Genomic DNA, 18,225 nt, shown 5'->3' with positions numbered 1-18,225 from the left:
ATTTCGGTGGTAATTGAATAGGCCGAGCGACTGTCAGTCCTCCGGATGACAGTCGCACGCCGCGGTCAGTTCGCCGGCCCACCAACGGGATGTCCGGACTGATCGAACTCGGTGCGGCGGATCCCGGTACGAGGGTGGTTGGCCACGATGGTGGCCAAGATCGGCCGATGGGGCGGCAGGATACGAATGTGGATACTGCCGCTGTCGAAGGTATGGAGCGCGTCGTTGACCGCGGCGAGAAGCCGGCTGTGGATCACCGCGTCGGCGTGGTCGAGTCCTTGGTCGTCGACCAGGACCACGTCCACCCCGCGGCGGCGGGCTTCGCGCGCTGCGATGATGACCTCGCCGGTCGTGAGCGCCGGGGCTCGAAGGGTGTCGCGGAGGTAAGCCTCGACGAGTCCGCATTCCTCGGCCACGTCGGTCGTCACCGGTATGGGCCCGGCCAGGGCTTCCAGGAGTGGGCGGACCAGGTGGTCGAGGCGGTCTGCTTGGGCGAGACGCTCGGCGAGCAACGCCTCGGCGGCCGCTTCGGCGCCGGCTTGCTTGGTGGACTCGGCCCGCAGCTGAAAGATCGCGTGGGCCGCCGGGCGCAAGGTGTAGGCGAAGAACGTCGCCATCAGTAACGGACCCAGATTGATGATCGAGATAGAGATGCCGTGCCCGGCACCTTGTCCAGTGCCTGCCGCCCACACCGCCGTCGTGCCGATCGACGCCAGCATTCCACACCAGGCGGCGAGGGTGCGGCCACGCACGCACAGAAAGGTCGCGGTCACAGTCCCGGCGCCGAAAGTCCACAGTTGCGCCGAAGTGGCCTGCGGCAGTGGCATATTGGTCAACGTCAGGAATGTAATGAGGGGGATCGAGGCAGCGATCGCAATGGTCGTCAGCACAGGAATCGGGTCAGCGCGTACTCGCAGCAACGCCATCGTGACGGCACCGACAATCGCCAACGAGACCACGACCGGCCAGCGGTGCTCCATGTAGTTCCAAGCGGTCGCGGCCAGAGCCGATTCAGCGAGAAAGAAGAATCCGGCGAGGAACCACGCGGCGCGGGTATCCATCCCGAGCAGTGCGCGGATATCGCGCGAGGCGGTGGTGCTCACGCAGCAGGCTCTTTCCAGCCCAAACGAATGACCGTCCCCGCGCCTGGTTCGGTGTGGACCTCGACCGCGCCGCCCTGGAGGTGGCGGACTCGCTCGATGATGCTCACCGCCAAGCCGAGACGGTGTTCTGGAACCTGTGCCGGGACGAACCCGACACCGTCGTCGGCGCAGGTGATGTCGATGTTGTTGGCGGAGAAGGTGAGTTCGACAGTCCGTGTGGCATGCGGTCCGGCGTGGCGGACACTGTTGCGGACTGATTCGCTGACAGCGGCACCGAGGATCTGGACAGGATCGGCGGGCAGGACCGAGTCGTCGGGGGAGACCGTGATCGTCGGAACCAGAGCGTCATCGATATCGGCGATCGCCGCCCGGAAATAGGCAGCGGCAGAGGAGAGTCGGTATCCGACGTTGGTGTCGGGTCGGGTGTTGTCGAGTTTGCCCAGCGTGAGTTGGGCCTGGTATCGCACGTCCTCGCGCCGGGTGCCCCGCGCGGCCGCGAGCAGTGTCGACATCACCCAGTCGTGCAGCAACGCGTTGAATCGAACGCGTTGCACGGCACGAGCTTGCGTGGCGGCAGCGGTGGCAGCGGCAGTGTGGGCCTCGGCTCTGGTGCGATCGAGCAGCCGACCGGTGTGCAGGGCCATCAACGCGGCCGCCACATACAGCAGGCAGAAACTCAACGCGAACAGCAGATCAGGCAGGAATGGCGCATTGTGGTCCGGCGTGCGGCTGAATTGGTTGATCAACTGGACCGTGAACACCGAGGCGGTCAGCAATACGATCGTGCGAAACGGACCCCACGCCACTGCCGCGGACAGCCCGGCGAGTCCCGGTATTCCGGAGATCCACGCGTCCGCGGTCATCAAGTCGCCACGCCACGCCAACGGCCAGGCCAGCGCCGCAGCCAGATACGACAACGCGGTCACCGCCGCGACCCGACGGCTCCAGTGCAAGTCCAGGTGAAACGACACCGCGCCCATCAGCATCGGCGGTCCGAAGACGGCGAGCACCGCGAAGACCGTCCACCACGGTTCCAGCACCGGGTACTGGTCGGCAATAGTGGGTATCAACAGCAGCAGGTAGAATAGGTAACCGGACGCGATGAACCGGGCGAACAAACGCGTGAGACGCGACTCGGTCGCTCCCACGCCGCTCAGGGTGCGCGCAGTCGACGCGGTATCGGTAGCCACCCATCCTCCAATGCGCGTTTGAACAACTCGGTCTTCGTGCGCGAAGGCCGCCCAGCCTCGGCGTACTTCAGCCGAATTCGCCCGAGATAGGCGTTGACCGTCTCCTCGGTGAGGTCGGTGAGCCGTGCCACGCGCGCCGCGGGCTCACCCGATGCGTACAGCGCGAGGACCTCCCGCTGGCGAGGACTGAGTTTGACGCCGGTGAAGTCGTCATCACCATCGATCGCGATCGCCCAGTCGATGGTCGGCACCTGCTTGCCCGCCGCAGCATCCCGCACCGCGACGGCAACCACCTCGTCGCGTTCGGATTTGCGGACCACGCCGAGCACTCCCGCCCGTGCTGCGGCCCGCACCAGATACGGCTCGTCCGCGGACGTGAACACCAGCGTCTCGATCCCGGCTGCCCGCAACTGTTCGATATTCTCCGCCGGAGTCGATCCATCGGGCAGCCGAAGATCGAGTACGACCAATACCAGGTCCGTGCTGATTGCCAGCAACTCTGGCACCGACGGTGCCGTGGCCACGATCTCGACGCTCGGCTCGCCGGCGAGGACTTGGCGAAGTCCGGTGATAGTGACCTGGTGGTCTTCGACCACTCCGATGCGGCGCACATCAGCTGATTCGGCCACTGTGCCCCCTGTGATCTGCTGGTTGATCGTGCCAATTGTGGTGCATCGATGAGGGTTTCACAACCTCGGGGCGATGGCGCGCTCTGCTGTTCCGGCGGGTCAACACACCCAGGATCGACTGGTGAGCCGCCCGGAGCGGGTGGCGTTGTCGGCTGATCGGCGGATACTCGCGCGCAGCCGCTCTTCCTAGACTCGACACCAGATGTTAGCTGGTGCTTGATGGATGGAGAATTCTCTTGTCGGCAAAAAGGATTCGATGGGTGTTGATGGTTGCGGCGGCCGGGGTAGCGGTGTCTGCGGCCAGTGGTTGCTCCCTGCTGGACACCGAGTTCAGTGTTGGTGACTGCGTTTCGGTGAAGTCCGGGTTCACCAACGACGGCATCGAAAAGGCGGACTGCTCCGACGGCGGCTCGGTGGACAGGTTCTCCGGTGATGGCTTCTACCGGGTGGTTTCGGTGGAGGACTACCTGTCGAATTGCAATCGCGGACAGATGGAGTTCAACCATGAGCCGCACGACAAAACCTACTGCTTGTCATCGCTGAGTGCGAGATGAACGTGGGTCATGGCTCTTTTCCGGCGATCCCGATTGCGAACAGAATGCGTATTCTGACGAGATCGATGATCCTCATGGTTGCTGCTGCGATATTCTCCCAGACGGCGTGTGGAATCTCGGACGACGGCAGATCGGTGGCCCAGACCGGGCAACCTTCGAAGACGGATTCAGAAGGTCCTTCTGGAGGTCCGGGTATTGCGCACCTGAGCTACAAACTGTTGCTTCCCGAGTCGGAATTTCCTAGTGGTGGCAAATTTCACCTGTCGCCAATAGCGGTGATCACAGGACTCGATACAGTCACCGACAGGTGCGATCCGAGCGGTTGGGTGAAGAAGGGTGACCAGGAGACGGCCGCAAATGTCACCTTCGACAGTAGTTCGCTCCGCTACAACGTGGAACTGTTTGCGGTGGGCAGTGACCCGGGATTGATCGAGTGGAGCGCCACTTGTTTGCCACGTACTGTCTCCGGGTCGCTGATGCGAGCCGCGAAGATGGAGGGAGTCCCGAAGTGGGCGGTTGCGATCGAGAATTCAAAGGGCGACAAGACGACTTTCTCGGTGTTCGGGTACTTTCGCGGCATTCTCGTGCATACGTACGTGAGCGGATCTCGGAGTGACGTCACGGCCGGCGTCCAGTCCATCGCGCCGCGCATGTTCAATATGCAAATCTCAAGGCTTGAATCTGAATAGGCTCGGCCGACAAATGCCTGACGGTAGTCATGGCCGGAATCGGTGCCGGGCGTGGGTAGTTTGGTGTCTCGGAGCGCCGGTCCAGGAATAGGTGTGATGCCATGAAGTACTTTCATCCGGCTGTCTGTGTGGTCGTGGTTCTCGTATTTCCGCTCGTTTCGTGCGGTGTGGAGACGACTTCGGGCAATGTCAGCGCCGGGACACCCGTATCGGAATCGCAAGCAGCGGACTCCGGTTGTCGATTCGCGACAATGAGTGAAATCTCCGAGCTCTCCGGTCTACGGATCATTTCCACAGAGGATCGCCGGGAATCAGGCTGCCTCTACGATGGCGAGGACAACAGCTACGTCAAGGTGGAGACGTTTCCGACGGCGACATACGAACAGCGTGTGCGAAGTCAACTCAATGGTCAACCTGGGACGCCTATCCCAGGACTTGGTATCGAGGCCGTCTTCGCGTCACCGGTCGTCATGGTCAAAGCCAGTTCGGATCGTTCGTTCAAGGTCTTGAAGGCTCCACAGAGCGGCCAACACCCCGGGATCGAAATTGCCGCCTTCCTCGCACCGCGAATCGCCGCGAGGTAGGGGTTGCGTCTGAGAGGCACCAGCTACCGCGGCCGCGGAGTCGGGCTCGCGTGCCGCGACGATGACCTCGCCGGGCGCGGGTCAATGTCGGTAACTGCATATCAGGGAAGTCGGGGTTCATCAGCGAAGGCGTCGAAAGTCGGCTACTCCGAGGGCGGCTCGTGGAGGACTACATGCCGAGTTGCAAACGCGGGCAGATGGAGTTCGACCATAAGCCTCGCGACAAGACCTACTGCTTGTCATCGCTGAACTTTCGCTGATCGACTCGGCCGCCCGGCAACTGTGCGCGGAGTGACCGATCAGCGACTGCAACCGCGCCGACAGATCCCGGTTCTCAGAAGGCCCACTCCCAGCCGCCGTCGGGAGCGGGGTTGTAGACGAGGATTCCTGTCGGAGTTGGGCTCTCGAACGTCAGACGGAACCTGTAGGTCGATGCGGGCCGCATGTCGGTTGGCCAGTCGGCTTGGTGGCAGCCGTACACAGCGTTGCTGTCGGCGTGCGGCAGTGTCGTTCCGCCGGCGTCGACCAGGCTCCAATCGTTGCCGGGATGGAAACCGGTGATGTTGACCCCCGATCGTCTTGATGAGATTGTCCCGGGGCGACGTCTCAGACTTGGGGATGGGGCCGCCCGGCGTGGCCGTAACCGTTGGCGCAGTTGTTGTCGGGGTCACGAACACAGTGACGGGCGTCGGTGCTGAGGTGCTGCCGGTGCACCCAGCAGCGAGCATCGACGCTGCGGCGACAGCGAAGACAGTGGCGCGCTTCATCAGTTCTCCCTGCGCTCAGCGGTGGATCCGCAGGTAACTCGCTTGGCAGTGTGCCACCTCAGTAGCTCGGACCAGGGAAATTTCCATCGACGTCCGGAACAAGGGTGAAGGTGGGGCAGTTGTAGACCGCCAACTTCGGGTCGCCGCGTCCGAACGCGGGGTCGACGCATCCCGCGTTGAGACCGTGGTCGCTCTCTGTCGCGACCACGGTGACTGCGCCGAGTTTGGCCACGGGGAATGATGTCCAGCCGGAGTGAACAGATTTGCCTGTCGTGATCTCGATTACCGGCGAATCATTGCCGTTCAGAATGTAGAGCTTCTCGTCCGCTATTCCGACAGCCGAGAGATTTATGCCTTTCGCTTTCGCGGCATCGATCTCCAACTTGGTTTCCCAGGTTGTCCGATCGACCACCTTGTAGGCGGTTTCCCCGCCGTCGTTGTAGGTGACGAGTGCGAGTTTGGATACCGGATCTGGCTGAAAGTTGGTTGCTTCATCCAGCGCGTTTCGTTGCTTGCCGACATCATTGCCATCTACCCAGACGATCCCGTCGACGACGTGATGCGAATTTGTCGAGTTGACGCCGTGCCAGGTGAAGGCGAACCCCTCGTCCGATGAGCTCAAAAACGATGTAGCTCGAACGATTACATCCGGCCGGCTACTCAATCCGATATCCAGCTGTCCTCCATCTGAGGCGGCATGCACTGAAAACCGTGGAGTACCGCCTCGGGAATCAGGAATCTCGACGGCGATCATTCCATCTGTGGCCGCCACGACATTCCCTTCAGCTTTCCAGGTCGGAGTCAACTGTGGGCCTGCGAAGTACTGCGTCTCGGATCTGTATACGTTGTTGTGCATGGAGTAGGAGACAGCAACGCCACCGGCGGTGCCGGCTATTCCTGTGAGTCTCATCGGCTGGCGATCGGCGACAAGGATTTTCGTTGCGAGCGGTGAAGTCGAATCCAGATCGTATGAGAAGAGTGTCAATTCATACGACTCTGTATCGAGTCCGGACGATTTCCTGTGGACGACGCCGCCGATGACAACGGTACTGGTCGCCCCGGAACTCATGGTGGCGCATTGGGCGTCGGCGGGTCGTTCGCTACCTGACGTCGGTATCGGGACGTCATGACGAACTGTTTCGGTCGGCAGCTGTACCTGCACCCTCTCCGGGTGCTTCTTCGCGAATGGTGCGCCGTTACACCCCCAAGCCAAGACACCGCGACGAACCGCGAGGGACTCCCGTCCGCCCGTGCCACTATTCGTGACTGTCACTGGTCGTGGCGGGGGAGGGGTGCTCGAGGTTGCCGATACGCTCGTCGTCACGGTCGTCTCCACGGAATGGCTTGCGGGCGTTTCGGAGCAGCCGACGAGCATCGAGATGGCCAACACGGCCACACCACCCAACATGGGCACGAAGGTGGTATTTGGACGTACCATCCGGCTCTCCTTCGATGACGATCGAATGTGCGTGGGCGGTACGTCGATCACAGAAGTGGCCGGTGACCACGTTGGATGTTGTCCAACATCGACACCACCCGATCGTGGCGATGAAGTAATTCACCATCGATGTGGCCGCGTTCGCGCTGATAGGTGGCGATGCTCGAATGCATGCCCGACAGTTCGGTGCTCAGGCTGGTCGACATCGTGGCGACACCTGTTCGGAGCTCGCCGATCTCGTTGGCCAGGCGCGAGCCCATCGTGTCGAGCGCCGAGGCCAACGTGCCGAATCCGGCGACGAGGATCGTGTTCGTCTTGCGCTGTTCGTAGATGCTGGCGAAGTGGAAGTCGCGCTGGGCAGGCCGGACGAGTTGGTGCAGTCGCGCGACGAGAACCTCGTGGGCTGTCAGGTATTCGAGGCTGGTGGTCTCGACGGGAAACGGCGGAGCGGCGCCCTCGTATTCCGCGGCGGCGGTGGCGTACTCGGTTGCGTACATGCGCAGTCGAACGAGGGTGGCGCTGAATCGGCCGAGGTGGGCGGTGCCGCCCTCGATCGCCGACCAAAATGGTGCGTAAGCGTTCTCGCGGAAGAGTTGTTCGGCTTGGTCGAGGGTGTCGCGTGCCGCGATCAGGTGTGCGGGCAGCTCTTCGAATGCGGTCAGCGCGTCGGCGGTGCACCGTTGCAGTGCATTGCCGAGGTCCCGCTGACGGCTGGCTCTGGTCTGCGCTTCTCGTTGGCGCTGTGCGTGCGTGGCCGCTCGATCTCGTTCCTCGCGTGCGTATGCGTCGAGTACCGCCGCAACCGAGTACGCCGCGGCCGCGATCATCGGCGCGCACCACCACTCGAGGACCGAAAATGCCTGCCCGCCGCCCCGATCGAGATTTGCCCAGGGAAACCCGAACAAGAAGATGACGACGCCGGCGGCGAATCCGATTCCGTACCAGCGTGGAGCCCGCTCGGATTTGCCGAGGAAGCGGTCGACGACGAGGGTGGCGCCGATCGACGCCGTCAACGACATGATCGTCGCGAGGTAGAGCCCGTCTGGAAAGTACGTCTCGTTGGGTCCGTGGTTGGACGCGGTCTTACCGGCGAAGATCGCGATGATCAGACAGGTGATTCCGGCGAGGATGACCGCGGGGAATATTCGAGATGGTATCCGCATTGTTGTGTTCCCTTCGGCCGCAGCGCTGTTGGCCTGGAGGTGGTCGGGCCTGGATCGACGATATGTCGGGTGCTCGGTCGCGTCTGTAGGGCGAACAGCGGACGCGGCCCTCACAAACCACGATGCGTCTCGTGAAGGACCCACTCTCGTCGAACCATCTGTGCATTTCGCCTGATTGATGTCGGTGTTCGTCGTTAGGATCCGTCCGAAGTGCTCCTCGCGCGCTGCCGGGTCGGGGCAGATGGAAAGGCGGCTGAGATGTCGGTTGACGACTGGTACGGGAATCGGGCGCATCGCCATGACCGGGATCCGGGTTATGACCCGGTGAACGACGACGTGCGCGATCCCTTCGAGTTCGGAGCTGTGCAGGAGATCCGTTCCCCTGCACGAGAACAGCGTCCCAATGCGAGCCGGACGACCGGTCGAGCTCAACCATCATCGACGGGTCTCGGCGCCCCTGCCAGGAGAAAAGGCTCGGGTAGGCGGCGCGGAAAGAGCCCCGAGCCCGTGCTGGACGCTCGAAAACAGAAGCGCTGGACAGCATTCGCGAACGCATGGTTCGCACGAAATCCTCAAGGGAAGGCCCAATTGTGTCGCGATGAGGCACAGGCAGCCGGACTGGGTTACGTCACTCTGCGAATGGCGTCGGAGCAGCGGCTGCGAGCAGCCCAGTCCAAGCGTCGGCGCCCCGTCGACCCTGCCCGCAAGGTGATGCGTTCGCCGGACCGGATCGTCGCCGACATCGCCAGTGTCGACCCGGACACGAGTCTCGAGGAATACCAGCAGGCGCTGCTCGCTGCCGGTCACCCGTTCCACGACCGCGCCGCCATTGCGGGAATCTTCCAACGACTGACAGGGAGAAAGCATCGACACACCCAACGTCGGCCGTCGCCGACGAAACGTATCGTGCCAGCGGTCACGAGCCGTCCTGTGCGGCAACCGATGCCGCAACGGGTGCTCAGGTCTGCGGTCGAGGTGACCGATAGCAGGCGGTGTCCGTCATGTGAAGTAGTGCCCGATTTAGTGACCGGGTCTTGTCGCTGCGGATAGTCACAACTCGTTCACAATGGTGCAGCTGCTCGCGATCCAGCAGGGAGTGATTCGATGAGACCGGTTGTGCGGTGGACTTTTCCCTCAGAGTTGGAACATGACCAGACGGCGGCCGCCGCGGCGCTGTTGCGGACCTACTTCTGCGACGTCGATGCCGATGGATCACCGAGGTATCCGGGGGCCGTGTTCGAGCGGCTCGGAGGTGGCGGCGACCGCTCGGAGATCGCGGACGTGTTCACCGCCGAGGATGTAGTGGCCGTGACCTTGTTGAGTGTGAGAGTCCCAGGCAGCGCGGCTATACGAATGCTGGAGCGCGATCATGACGGGCTGAACAGTTTGCTGGGTTTGATTCCTGCTGATGTCGACTTGGTGGATGCCGAGATCGACATTCTCGACGAGGGGTCGCCCGCCGATCGGCTGTGGCGTGCCTTGCGATCTGTTGGCGTGGGGCCGGTAACCACCAGCAAGTTGCTCGCGCGCAAGCGGCCAAAATTGTTGCCCGTGATCGACAGCGTGGTCAAGCAAGTCTTGGATCATCCTGACCGCCAAAGCTATTGGATGGCGCTTCGCTCGGCGCTGCGTGAGGATGAGCGTGCGCTCGTCGAAATCCTGGCCGCCGCCCGCACCGACGCCGGGTTGGGTGAGGACATCAGCCTGATCCGGTGTTTCGACGTCGTGGTGTGGATGGTTGGTCGCCGAGACGGTCAGCTTCGCCCCCGTGGTCGGTATTGATCAGCTCGATTCCTGCAATGGCATGTCCACTGTGGGTCGTCTGGCGGATATCCCGACCCGCCGAGATCGCGAACGATCAACAGCATGCGAAAAGCAACATTGATGTGTGGATTTATCCTCGGAGCCGTCGGTACCTCGATGATCACCGCGCCGGCAGCACACGCGGCGGTGCCGTTGAACACCGACACCACGACCAACAGCCTGACGTTCACCTTCGTCAACAACGACAACGACATCACCACCTGCGAGGCCTACGCGGCGGGCCCGGTGTCGTTCCGCACGCCCGCGACGCGAGTTCCCGCGCGCAGCCATGCCACGGTGGGATTCATCGACGTACCGGCGGGCAACTACGTGATCAACTGGGCGTGTAGAGGATTCGAGCAGGGCAAGCGGACGGTGACCGTGGGCGGGGATCCGTTGACGGGGGCTACGCCCCGCCAGGGTATTGCGCCCACCTCGCCCGGCAAGGGGTTGGCGACCGGTTCGGCTGGGTCATCCTGAACAGACGTTGGGCCGTGGGAGTCGGTGGTCAGGGCCGGTCCCACCCGGTATGCCGACGACAGCGCCCGCCTGATCGGACAATGTCTCCGGTCTGGGGGCCTGAAGTCGGGCATGAAGGTCGAATACTTTTGGCGCTCAACATACGTCACGCTTGTCGCGGGTGCGGATAATGTCGATCATGACCGAACCCTCGACCCTTGCCGCTGTTCGAGCACGCGTCGACCGGATCGCGTCAAACATGCTGTGGTGTGTCGAGATCCTGGTCGCGGTGGTGTATTTGGTCCAGCGCGGCGGGACGGCCATCGGTGTGGCGGTCGACGTCGCGTTGCTGGTGTGGGCGGCGAACAGCTTGCGGTGCGGGCAATGGCGGCCGGCGCGGGAGTCGGCGGTCGTCGGCGCCTACCTCCTATGCACTGCGTGGCTGGTGGATGGACCCGCGTTCACCGCCGCGGCGAGCCCGATGCTCGCGGTAGCCGGAACCGCGGTGGTGTCATTCGGGATGTCACGGTCGGCGCGCTGGTCCTTGCCTGCGACGGTCGCGGTCATGGGTGCCTGGGCGGTCGGGGCGACGTTCGTCGCCGGGGTCGAGCGCCCGTGGACGATTTTCAGCCTCGACTTCCTGATCGTCGAGTGGGCAGCGGCCGCGGCCCTGCGCCTGCTGGTGCTGCGATCGGCGTCGCTGACCGACGATGCCTTCGCGGAATTGGCAACGGCCAGGATCGACACCGAGGTCGCCGAGGCCCGCAGCCACGCCGAGATGGAACAGTGGGCGACGCTGCACGACACGGCTGCCTCGACGCTGGCGATGCTCGGACAAGGCGCGGTCATCGCACCTGATCGGCTCGCTACCCAGATCCGCCGCGACTTGCGAGCTGTCGAGCACAGCGCGAGCCTGCTGGGCCCGGATGATCTCGCCGGACAACTCCACGAGCACGCGAGATGGATCACGACACCCGTCCGGTTCACCGGTGGCGCGCCCGACACCGTCGACCAGGATGTGCGCAAGGCCGTGGTGGCCGCTGCGGGGGAGGCGTTGACCAACGTCGACCGGCACGCCCGGGCACAGAGCGTGACTGTCGAACTCGGCGAGGGTTTCGTGCGTATCCGCGATGATGGCGTCGGCTTCGACCCCCACGATGCGACCTTGCTGGAGAGGCGCTTCGGGGTGCGCCATTCGATCCAACGCCGCCTTACCCTGGTCGGCGCCACCGTCGAGATCCACTCTGCGCCAGGGGCTGGGACATCCGTCGACATCCGTTGGCCACGCGATGCTGTCGTACCGCCGAGCGGCGGTGTCGATCACGTCCGTGGGTTGCTGCGCGGATTGGGATTCGGTCTGGTGCTCCTCGCGGTCTTGGTGACCGGACTCCAAGGGCACAATGCGCTCGATGCTGCACATCCCGTCGCGCAGGCAGCGATCGTTGTCGTCGCGTTCGCGGCAGCATTGCTCGCGTTGGTCGAGATCCGAGTCGGATTGCCTACCGCGGTGTGGTGGAGTACCGCCGCCGTCGTCGTCACGTTGGGCCCGGTACAGGTATTGCTGCTCGATGTCGGTGACCTGGCGACGGGCCGGAACTGGGCGGTGGCCGCGCTGGGCTGGCAGATCGCCGCGCTCTCGGTCTCCCGCCGCAGCCGACGAGGTTTCGCGTTGCTCGGTGTCTTGTGGGTCGCCGGGATCGTGGTGACAGTGACGGTCTCGGGCACCTGGGCTGTCATGTCCTCGCTGGTCTACACCGTGATCAGCGTGACCGTCGTCCAGGCGGTCGCGATCGGATTCAGCGATTTCCTTCGCCACGCCGTCGCCCGTACTGAACAGATCAATGCCGAAATCACCGACCTACAGGTACGCACCGAGCTTGCCGACGCTCTACTCCAGGACCAGCGACACCGCTACGGCCGCCTCTCCATCGGTCTCGTGCCCTTGCTGAATCAGCTCGTCGAACACCCCGACACGGCGACCGACCCGAAAGTTCGTGCGAGTTGCCTGTTGGAATCGGTGCGGCTGCGTCGACTCTTCGGCACGGAATCAACCACCGACCCCTTCCTCGAAGAGCTCGCTCCGGCAGTCACCGCCGCAGAATCACGGGGCGTGGCAGTATCTGTGCACGTCCTCGGGCTGATTCCAGATCTTGACCCCGTAGAACGCACTCGAGCGCTGACCGTACCGATAATCTTGCTGACAGGTGCCCGCACCCGCGCCAAACTCGTTATCACTGCAGAACCTTCGCTGACGGTCAGCATCACCTGCGACTGTGACGAACACCTGCAACGCGCAGCAGAAGCTGTCGCGCCGGAGGGAACTGTTGTCACCTCCGGCTCGATGGTGTGGGCGACGATGCTGCTGTCCTGAGCCGAATCGGCCAGGCCAACGAATGCCGATGCGGAGGACGGGCTTGATCGAGGTGAAGGCGTGACCATGAGCTGCGAGCCGATGACGGTCGCCGTGGTAGACGACCATGCCGTCGTGCACGCCGGAATCGCCGGCTGGTGCGCCGCGGCGGATCCGCCGATCCGGCTGGTGGGCAATTATCAAACCCCGGCGACCTTCCTCGCTGATCCCACCGCGACCCCGGGGACGGTCTCGGCGGTGGTGCTGGATCTGCAGTTCGGTGCCCGGACCGCTGATTTGTCGGCGCCGACATTGCTGTGCGAGAGGGGATTCCGAGTGGTGATCTTCTCCCAGCACATCCGCAGCGACATCGTGCTGGACTGCCTAGACCTCGGCGCCGTCACCTACCTGTCGAAGCTCGAGGGCGAAGACCACCTCGTCGCGGCCCTGCATGCCGCCGGTGCTGACCGTCCCTACCTGAGCCCGACCATGGCGCAGGCGATGACAGAAGACGCCCGGCCCAGCCGACCTGTACTGTCGCCGCGGGAACGGGAAGTGTTGCTGGCGTGGTTTCAGACCGAGTCCAAAGCACTTGTCGGACAACGTCTCTTCATCACCGCAGGCACGGTCAACACGCACCTGGAGCGCATTCGGATGAAGTACGCCCAGGTCGGTCGACCCGCTTCGACGAAAGCAGCACTCGTTGCCAGGGCCATTCAGGACGGGTTGGTTGATCCGAACGACCTGTGATCCGGCCCCTACTAGTTGACCACGAGGGCGGCTGCCGAGGACCTCGACCAGCAAGCCAAGGTATCCGGAACCCGCATGTCCGTTATTCGACCGATTCGCACAGCGCCGCGCGGTTCCTAATCTCGTTGCATGCGAGCAACACATCGACTCTCCGACGCCAATGTCGAAGCGCGCGCGCAACTTCCACCGCGCGTGATCGCCGACACGGCGATTCGGGTTGCGGCCGAGGCAGTCGGCGGCCCGACCTTCCACCAAGTGGCGACCTACCGAGTCGCATTCGATGGAAACATTGGACCCATCTTCCACTTCTCGGTTCGCCGGTGGCTGGCTCTCCCGAAACGGATTTCCGAACCAATCCTGTCTTTCGAGCTCGCGATAGTCGCCGAACCGTGCCAGACACCGTGCCGGACAACGATAACCAGCTACACCGTCACACGGGACTCCTTTATGTTCATCCCGATCGCGCCCAAACAGATGCAGGGCTACCCCGGCTATCGAGCCTTCATCACCGGCTTCGCCGACGTGATCCGAAGCCAAGACCCGCACGCGACAGTCCTGATCACCGGGTGACCCTTGCGTTGTCGGACAAACGATCCGGGCGCTGCCGCGGTGAAACGTCCTGCACTACGAGCAGAATCGTCGCTACCCGGCAAAACCTGTTAGGAGCTTTTAGTACTTCCTCTGACGATCGCGTACACGAGCCCGGCGATCAGAACCAGCAGCGAGAGCAGGAACAAGCCGGACACCAGCCAGACGGTCACCGCCAGTGCAAAAGTGGCCACTATGATGAGCAGCGCTGTGCCACAACCGAATTGGGGGCTTGGCGCCGGTTCCGGTGCGGGCTTGGGCCGGGGGATCATGGACCGGCGGGGTTCTGTGGTGCGGACGGCGGCGAGTTGGTGCAGGTCGTCGAGAATCGTGCGGCCGAATTCCGTGCAATTGCAGACAGTTTCAGCGTGGTTTCGGTTGCGCTCCAGGGAGGACACGGCGTCTGTGGTGCCCACCCGCCCAAAGTCGACGAGTTCGTCCCGACCGATCTGATAGGTCGTGAAGGTCTGCATCTCGTCCTCCCTGCGGGCGGTGTACAGGATTCCGTCCTGCCCGAGCACCGAGATGTGGCTCCATTCCCAGGTGGTCATGCCGTCTCGTTCGGTGCCTCGCATGATCCGATAGGACCGTAGGTACCAGCCGAGCGGCCCACCCTCGGGCAGCGTCACGTCGAAGGGGACAGCGCGTTGCAGCAGTGCCGGCGCCACCGTCGCGGCCAGGCGGGTGATCTCATCCAGGCGGTCGGCGGACACGGTGCGGTCGTACTCGTCCATCGAGAGAGCCATGCGGAATCAGCGGCCCTTGATCGCTTCGCGCGCGAGGTTCCCGAGCGCCCCTGCCTGCCGAGCAAAGTCGTTCACCACCTTCCAGTCGTCGGCGCTGGCGTTGGCGGGTGAGTTCTTCACGCGCGCGATCGCATTGCGGACGTCCTGCTCCGATTGGGCCATGTATACCTCCTGGTGAACGGGGTTGATACCGTTGAGATTATGGCGGCGGGCGGGTCGGGCACAGGTGTCTGTTTCGGGGGTATTCGTTAGCGGGAGAAGTGGTCGCGCGGCGATTCGGCATGGTCTATGATTTCGCCCGTCGAGGGGGTGCGGAATGCGGCGGATCGGTGTCGTCGACGATCAGCGGGACTTCACCGTTTCCGCGCTGCGCTCCTATCTCGCGCCGCATCCGGAGCTGGATATCACGGTAGCCGCAAGGACGGTGCCGGAGCTGCTGACGTTCGACCTCGCACTCGACCTGGTGGTGCTGGATCTGCTACTCGGGGACGGCTCGACGCCCTTCGACAATGTCACCGCGCTCGACGCGCGCGGTATCCCCACGCTGCTCTTCACCTCCGGCGAGGAACCGGAGCTTGTCCGGATGGCGGCGCGCGCTGGCGCGCGGGGAATGGCGAAGAAGTCGGACCCGCCGCCGGCGGTGGTCGACGCGATCCGCGCCGCCGCGAACGGCGAATCGGTGGTCTCGCCCGACCTGGCGACTGTGCTCGACGCCGATCCCGCCTTCGCTCCCAACCTCTCCCCGCAACTCCAGCGGGTACTGGCGCTCTACGCCGCTGGTGAATCCGAGCGCGACATCGCGGAACTCATGGAGCTTAAACCGAATACGGTGAAAGGGTATCTTGGCCGCATCCGCGCCCAGTACGCTGAACTCGGGCACGACGATCTGTCCCGCTCCGAGCTCAAGCGCGCAGCGCAGCTCGGTGGTTTCGTCCGGCGGCCGTGGTTCCAGCCGCGCCGAGGGTCGTAGTGCGCAGAGCTGGCGCGGTCGAGACTCGGATTGTACGGCTGTACTGCCGCTTCATCGGCATCGGGTACGTCGCCTATCTCGGGATCGAGGCTCACCACATCCTCGCGGAGACGTTGGTAGTGGCGGCGTGGTGGACACCGCTGGCGGTCAGCGCGATCTTCCTACCCGGAATCGCCGTCGGCGCGGCCACTTTCAGCCGATGGCTGGGATCGGCGCGGGCGACGGCGACCGTCGCCGCGCTGAGTTTCCTGCTGCCCACGCTGACCTGGCTGCTCGCCTGGAACGGCCGGACACCGCCGACCAGCTACCTGTGGATCTCGGCTATCCCCGGGCTCGCCGGGCTCTGCGCGGCCGCGTGCTGGCCGGCCCGCGCCGCGCTCGGATACACCACGCTGCTGGTGACGCTGACCCAGCTCCTCAACCACATCTCCGGTGCCGCGACCGCCTACCTGATCCCCGATCTGATCACTAACATCAGCTACTGCCTACTGCTGACTGGCGCGGGCTGTATCGCGGTACGCACCGGTCGCGTGCTGGACGAAACCCGCAGCCGGGAGGGCACACAGGCCGCCGCCGAGGCTGCGCGGACCGCGAAACTCACCGAACGCCGCCTGTTCCTGGACCTCATCCATACCTGGGTGATGGCGACGCTGCTCGCCGCCGCGCGCGACACGCTCTCCGCCGGGGAGCTGAGGCGCCATGCCGGGATCACGCTCGCCAAGCTCGCGTGCCTCGACAGGCTGCCGCCCTCTGCGGAGCCGGTGCCGCTGCCGGAGGTGGCGGGGCGGATCGTGGCGGCGGTGCGTGAGGTCGATATGGGTGCGCCGATCCGGGTAATCGTCGATCCCGGGGTAGCCGAGCATCCGGCCGTGGTCGCGGAGGTCTTCGCGGTTGCGGCTGCCGAGGCGATGCGGAACAGCTGTCGGCATGCGGGTTCGGGCGCGGTCGCGCTGGAGGTGGACGGAAATCGCATCCGGGTGCGGGTCGCGGACAAGGGGCCCGGTTTTGATCGCGCCGCGGTCGGCGCGGAGCGGCTGGGGCTGCGGGCGATCGAGGAGCGTGTCGGGCAGTTGCCCGGCGGTTCAGTCTCCATCGCGACAGGTCTGGGCCGGGGCACTGCCGTGACCCTGGAGTGGCGGGCGCCGAGAACCGAGGGCGACGATGTCCGCACCCTGCTCGGGATGCGGCAGCCGGTGGCGTGGATCGCGGTGGGCGGGTTCCTGCTCGGGATGGGGCTGCAGGCGGCGACGGCGCGGGTAGGGATCACCACGTGGTGGCCGGTGGGCGTGGCGCTGCTGGTGTTGATGGCCGCCGCGGCCGCGCTGCTGATCGTGCCCGGCGACCCGCTGCCGGTAGGGGTCGCGCTTGGGGTGACGGTGGCGGGGCCGATCGCGATGGCGCTGGTCTGCTCGGTGCTGCCGGTCCCGGTGAGCTCCGGGACCCAGCTGTGGCCGCTGTTTCTGGCGACGACGACGTATGCGTTCCTGTGTGTGCGCGGCCGGACCGGCTTCGGTTGGGCCGGTTCGGCATTGATCGCCGCGGTGGCTATCGCCTGGGCCGTCGAGACCGGGCAAGGGCTCGGCTTCGGCTTCGGCATCACCTCCATCGACCTTGCGCCCATGACCATGGCGACCGCCATCGCCCTCACCGTGCGTCCCGCGGCACGCGACATCTACCGGGTTCGGGCTGCGGCCCTGCGCCGCGCCGCGACGACCGCGCACCTCGAGGCCGCGACCGTCGAACGCAGCACGCAGCTCACCGCCCTCGATCCCGAACTCTTCGCGCTGCTCGAACGTATCCAAGCCGAGGGCAGGCTCGCCGAAGCCGACGCCGCGACCGCCGGGCTCTTCGAAGCTCACCTGCGCAGCATCGCCCGCGCCCCGGGCCTCGCGCAGCCCCTCGTCGGCCGTGCCGCGTGGCAGGCGCGACGGCAGGGGATCGAGGTCCGTCTCTTCGACGACGGCGACGGGCGCGTCGACGATCTCGACGATACCCAGCGTGCACACTTAGCCGCCTGGGTCGCCAGCGAACTCGATGCCTGTGCACCAGCTTCCGTCGTCACCATTCGGATCAACCCACCCCGCCGCCGAGCCCTGGCCACCCTCGTCGCCCGGGAAGCGGAAGTCACGCGGCGCCGCTCGTACGAGTCTGAGAGCTGACTACCACTCGTGTGGTCGGGCCTTGACGTTGGAGACTGGACACGGGGTTGGGACTACGCAGCGTGAGCCATGCTATCGGGCTAGTGAGCGGTTTCGTAGTCGGCCAGGCTGAGGTAGCCGCAGTAGGGGTGCCTTCGTCGGGTGTTTTAGCGGGTGATCCACCGGAACACCGCTAACCGTGCCCACGATGGGACTGCCGCATGGGCAGCTCACGCTGTCACCGGATCGTGCAGCAGTCCCGTGGTATGTCGCTCGCAACCGCTTCGGCTGACGCTGCGGAAAC

Annotated in this window: 18 protein-coding genes; 11 read left to right on the top strand and 7 right to left on the bottom strand. The window is 64.5% G+C overall.

Annotated features, from left to right (window positions below):
* Positions 1-65 precede the first annotated feature (65 nt).
* Genes ACFWPK_RS28600 through ACFWPK_RS28590 form a run of 3 tightly spaced genes read right to left on the bottom strand, consistent with a single transcriptional unit; the run spans position 66 to position 2,922 of the window.
* On the bottom strand, positions 66-1,103 hold the full coding sequence (locus ACFWPK_RS28600; protein WP_378920953.1) for a hypothetical protein: 1,038 nt from the start codon (positions 1,101-1,103) through the stop codon (positions 66-68).
* On the bottom strand, positions 1,100-2,251 hold the full coding sequence (locus ACFWPK_RS28595; RefSeq protein WP_378920952.1) for a sensor histidine kinase: 1,152 nt from the start codon (positions 2,249-2,251) through the stop codon (positions 1,100-1,102). Before ACFWPK_RS28595 ends, ACFWPK_RS28600 begins: the two co-directional genes overlap by 4 nt.
* Positions 2,252-2,256: 5 nt before the next feature.
* A complete protein-coding gene (locus tag ACFWPK_RS28590; protein WP_378920950.1) occupies positions 2,257-2,922 on the bottom strand; it encodes a DNA-binding response regulator in 666 nt (221 codons plus the stop codon).
* Between the two features lie 266 nt (positions 2,923-3,188).
* On the opposite strand from ACFWPK_RS28590, the gene ACFWPK_RS28585 reads away from it, so the two are divergent.
* From ACFWPK_RS28585 to ACFWPK_RS28575, 3 genes are all read left to right on the top strand, one after another.
* Positions 3,189-3,476 (top strand): hypothetical protein, encoded by a 288-nt coding sequence (locus ACFWPK_RS28585; protein ID WP_378920948.1) that lies wholly within the window; start codon positions 3,189-3,191, stop codon positions 3,474-3,476.
* Positions 3,473-4,165 carry a hypothetical protein gene (locus tag ACFWPK_RS28580; RefSeq protein WP_378920947.1) on the top strand — a complete coding sequence of 231 codons (693 nt, stop codon included), beginning with the start codon at positions 3,473-3,475 and terminating at the stop codon, positions 4,163-4,165. The genes ACFWPK_RS28585 and ACFWPK_RS28580 overlap by 4 nt, the downstream gene beginning before the upstream one ends.
* A gap of 101 nt (positions 4,166-4,266) precedes the next feature.
* Entirely contained in the window at positions 4,267-4,749 is a 483-nt protein-coding gene (locus ACFWPK_RS28575; RefSeq protein ID WP_378920945.1) for a hypothetical protein, read from the top strand.
* Positions 4,750-5,574: 825 nt separating this feature from the next.
* Here ACFWPK_RS28575 and ACFWPK_RS28570 read toward each other — a convergent pair.
* Positions 5,575-6,678, bottom strand: coding sequence for a hypothetical protein (locus ACFWPK_RS28570; protein ID WP_378920943.1), 1,104 nt, complete (start codon positions 6,676-6,678; stop codon positions 5,575-5,577).
* 323 nt (positions 6,679-7,001) lie between these two features.
* Positions 7,002-8,117 (bottom strand): hypothetical protein, encoded by a 1,116-nt coding sequence (locus ACFWPK_RS28565; protein WP_378920941.1) that lies wholly within the window; start codon positions 8,115-8,117, stop codon positions 7,002-7,004.
* Positions 8,118-8,375: 258 nt separating this feature from the next.
* Between ACFWPK_RS28565 and ACFWPK_RS28560 the strand changes: the two genes are divergently transcribed.
* The 6 genes from ACFWPK_RS28560 (at position 8,376) to ACFWPK_RS28535 (ending at position 14,049) form a co-directional block, all read left to right on the top strand.
* Positions 8,376-9,167 carry a hypothetical protein gene (locus ACFWPK_RS28560; RefSeq protein ID WP_378920939.1) on the top strand — a complete coding sequence of 264 codons (792 nt, stop codon included), beginning with the start codon at positions 8,376-8,378 and terminating at the stop codon, positions 9,165-9,167.
* A gap of 54 nt (positions 9,168-9,221) precedes the next feature.
* On the top strand, positions 9,222-9,899 hold the full coding sequence (locus tag ACFWPK_RS28555; RefSeq protein WP_378920937.1) for a DUF6308 family protein: 678 nt from the start codon (positions 9,222-9,224) through the stop codon (positions 9,897-9,899).
* 84 nt (positions 9,900-9,983) lie between these two features.
* Positions 9,984-10,400, top strand: a complete 417-nt coding sequence (locus ACFWPK_RS28550; protein ID WP_378920935.1) for a hypothetical protein — start codon at positions 9,984-9,986, stop codon at positions 10,398-10,400.
* A 160-nt stretch (positions 10,401-10,560) separates the two neighbouring features.
* Entirely contained in the window at positions 10,561-12,750 is a 2,190-nt protein-coding gene (locus ACFWPK_RS28545) for a sensor histidine kinase (protein WP_378920994.1), read from the top strand.
* A gap of 66 nt (positions 12,751-12,816) precedes the next feature.
* On the top strand, positions 12,817-13,479 hold the full coding sequence (locus ACFWPK_RS28540; protein ID WP_378920992.1) for a LuxR C-terminal-related transcriptional regulator: 663 nt from the start codon (positions 12,817-12,819) through the stop codon (positions 13,477-13,479).
* Positions 13,480-13,671: 192 nt separating this feature from the next.
* Positions 13,672-14,049 (top strand): hypothetical protein, encoded by a 378-nt coding sequence (locus tag ACFWPK_RS28535; protein WP_378920933.1) that lies wholly within the window; start codon positions 13,672-13,674, stop codon positions 14,047-14,049.
* 89 nt (positions 14,050-14,138) lie between these two features.
* Here the strand turns inward: ACFWPK_RS28535 and ACFWPK_RS28530 are convergent, their stop codons facing one another.
* Together ACFWPK_RS28530 and ACFWPK_RS28525 are read right to left on the bottom strand one after the other, a co-directional pair.
* The gene (locus ACFWPK_RS28530; RefSeq protein WP_378920931.1) at positions 14,139-14,813 is read right to left on the bottom strand and encodes a hypothetical protein; all 675 of its coding nucleotides are present in this window, start codon (positions 14,811-14,813) and stop codon (positions 14,139-14,141) included.
* Positions 14,814-14,819: 6 nt separating this feature from the next.
* A complete protein-coding gene (locus ACFWPK_RS28525) occupies positions 14,820-14,975 on the bottom strand; it encodes a hypothetical protein (protein WP_378920929.1) in 156 nt (51 codons plus the stop codon).
* A 154-nt stretch (positions 14,976-15,129) separates the two neighbouring features.
* Between ACFWPK_RS28525 and ACFWPK_RS28520 the strand changes: the two genes are divergently transcribed.
* Together ACFWPK_RS28520 and ACFWPK_RS28515 are read left to right on the top strand one after the other, a co-directional pair.
* Positions 15,130-15,783, top strand: coding sequence for a sigma factor-like helix-turn-helix DNA-binding protein (locus ACFWPK_RS28520; RefSeq protein WP_378920927.1), 654 nt, complete (start codon positions 15,130-15,132; stop codon positions 15,781-15,783).
* Positions 15,783-17,942, top strand: coding sequence for an ATP-binding protein (locus ACFWPK_RS28515; protein WP_378920925.1), 2,160 nt, complete (start codon positions 15,783-15,785; stop codon positions 17,940-17,942). The genes ACFWPK_RS28520 and ACFWPK_RS28515 overlap by 1 nt, the downstream gene beginning before the upstream one ends.
* Positions 17,943-18,225: the final 283 nt, after the last annotated feature.

Origin of the sequence: Nocardia sp. NPDC058519, assembly GCF_042719755.1 — a bacterium.
In the GTDB taxonomy this organism is placed as follows: domain Bacteria; phylum Actinomycetota; class Actinomycetes; order Mycobacteriales; family Mycobacteriaceae; genus Nocardia.
This window is presented reverse-complemented; position numbering and strand designations above follow the sequence as displayed.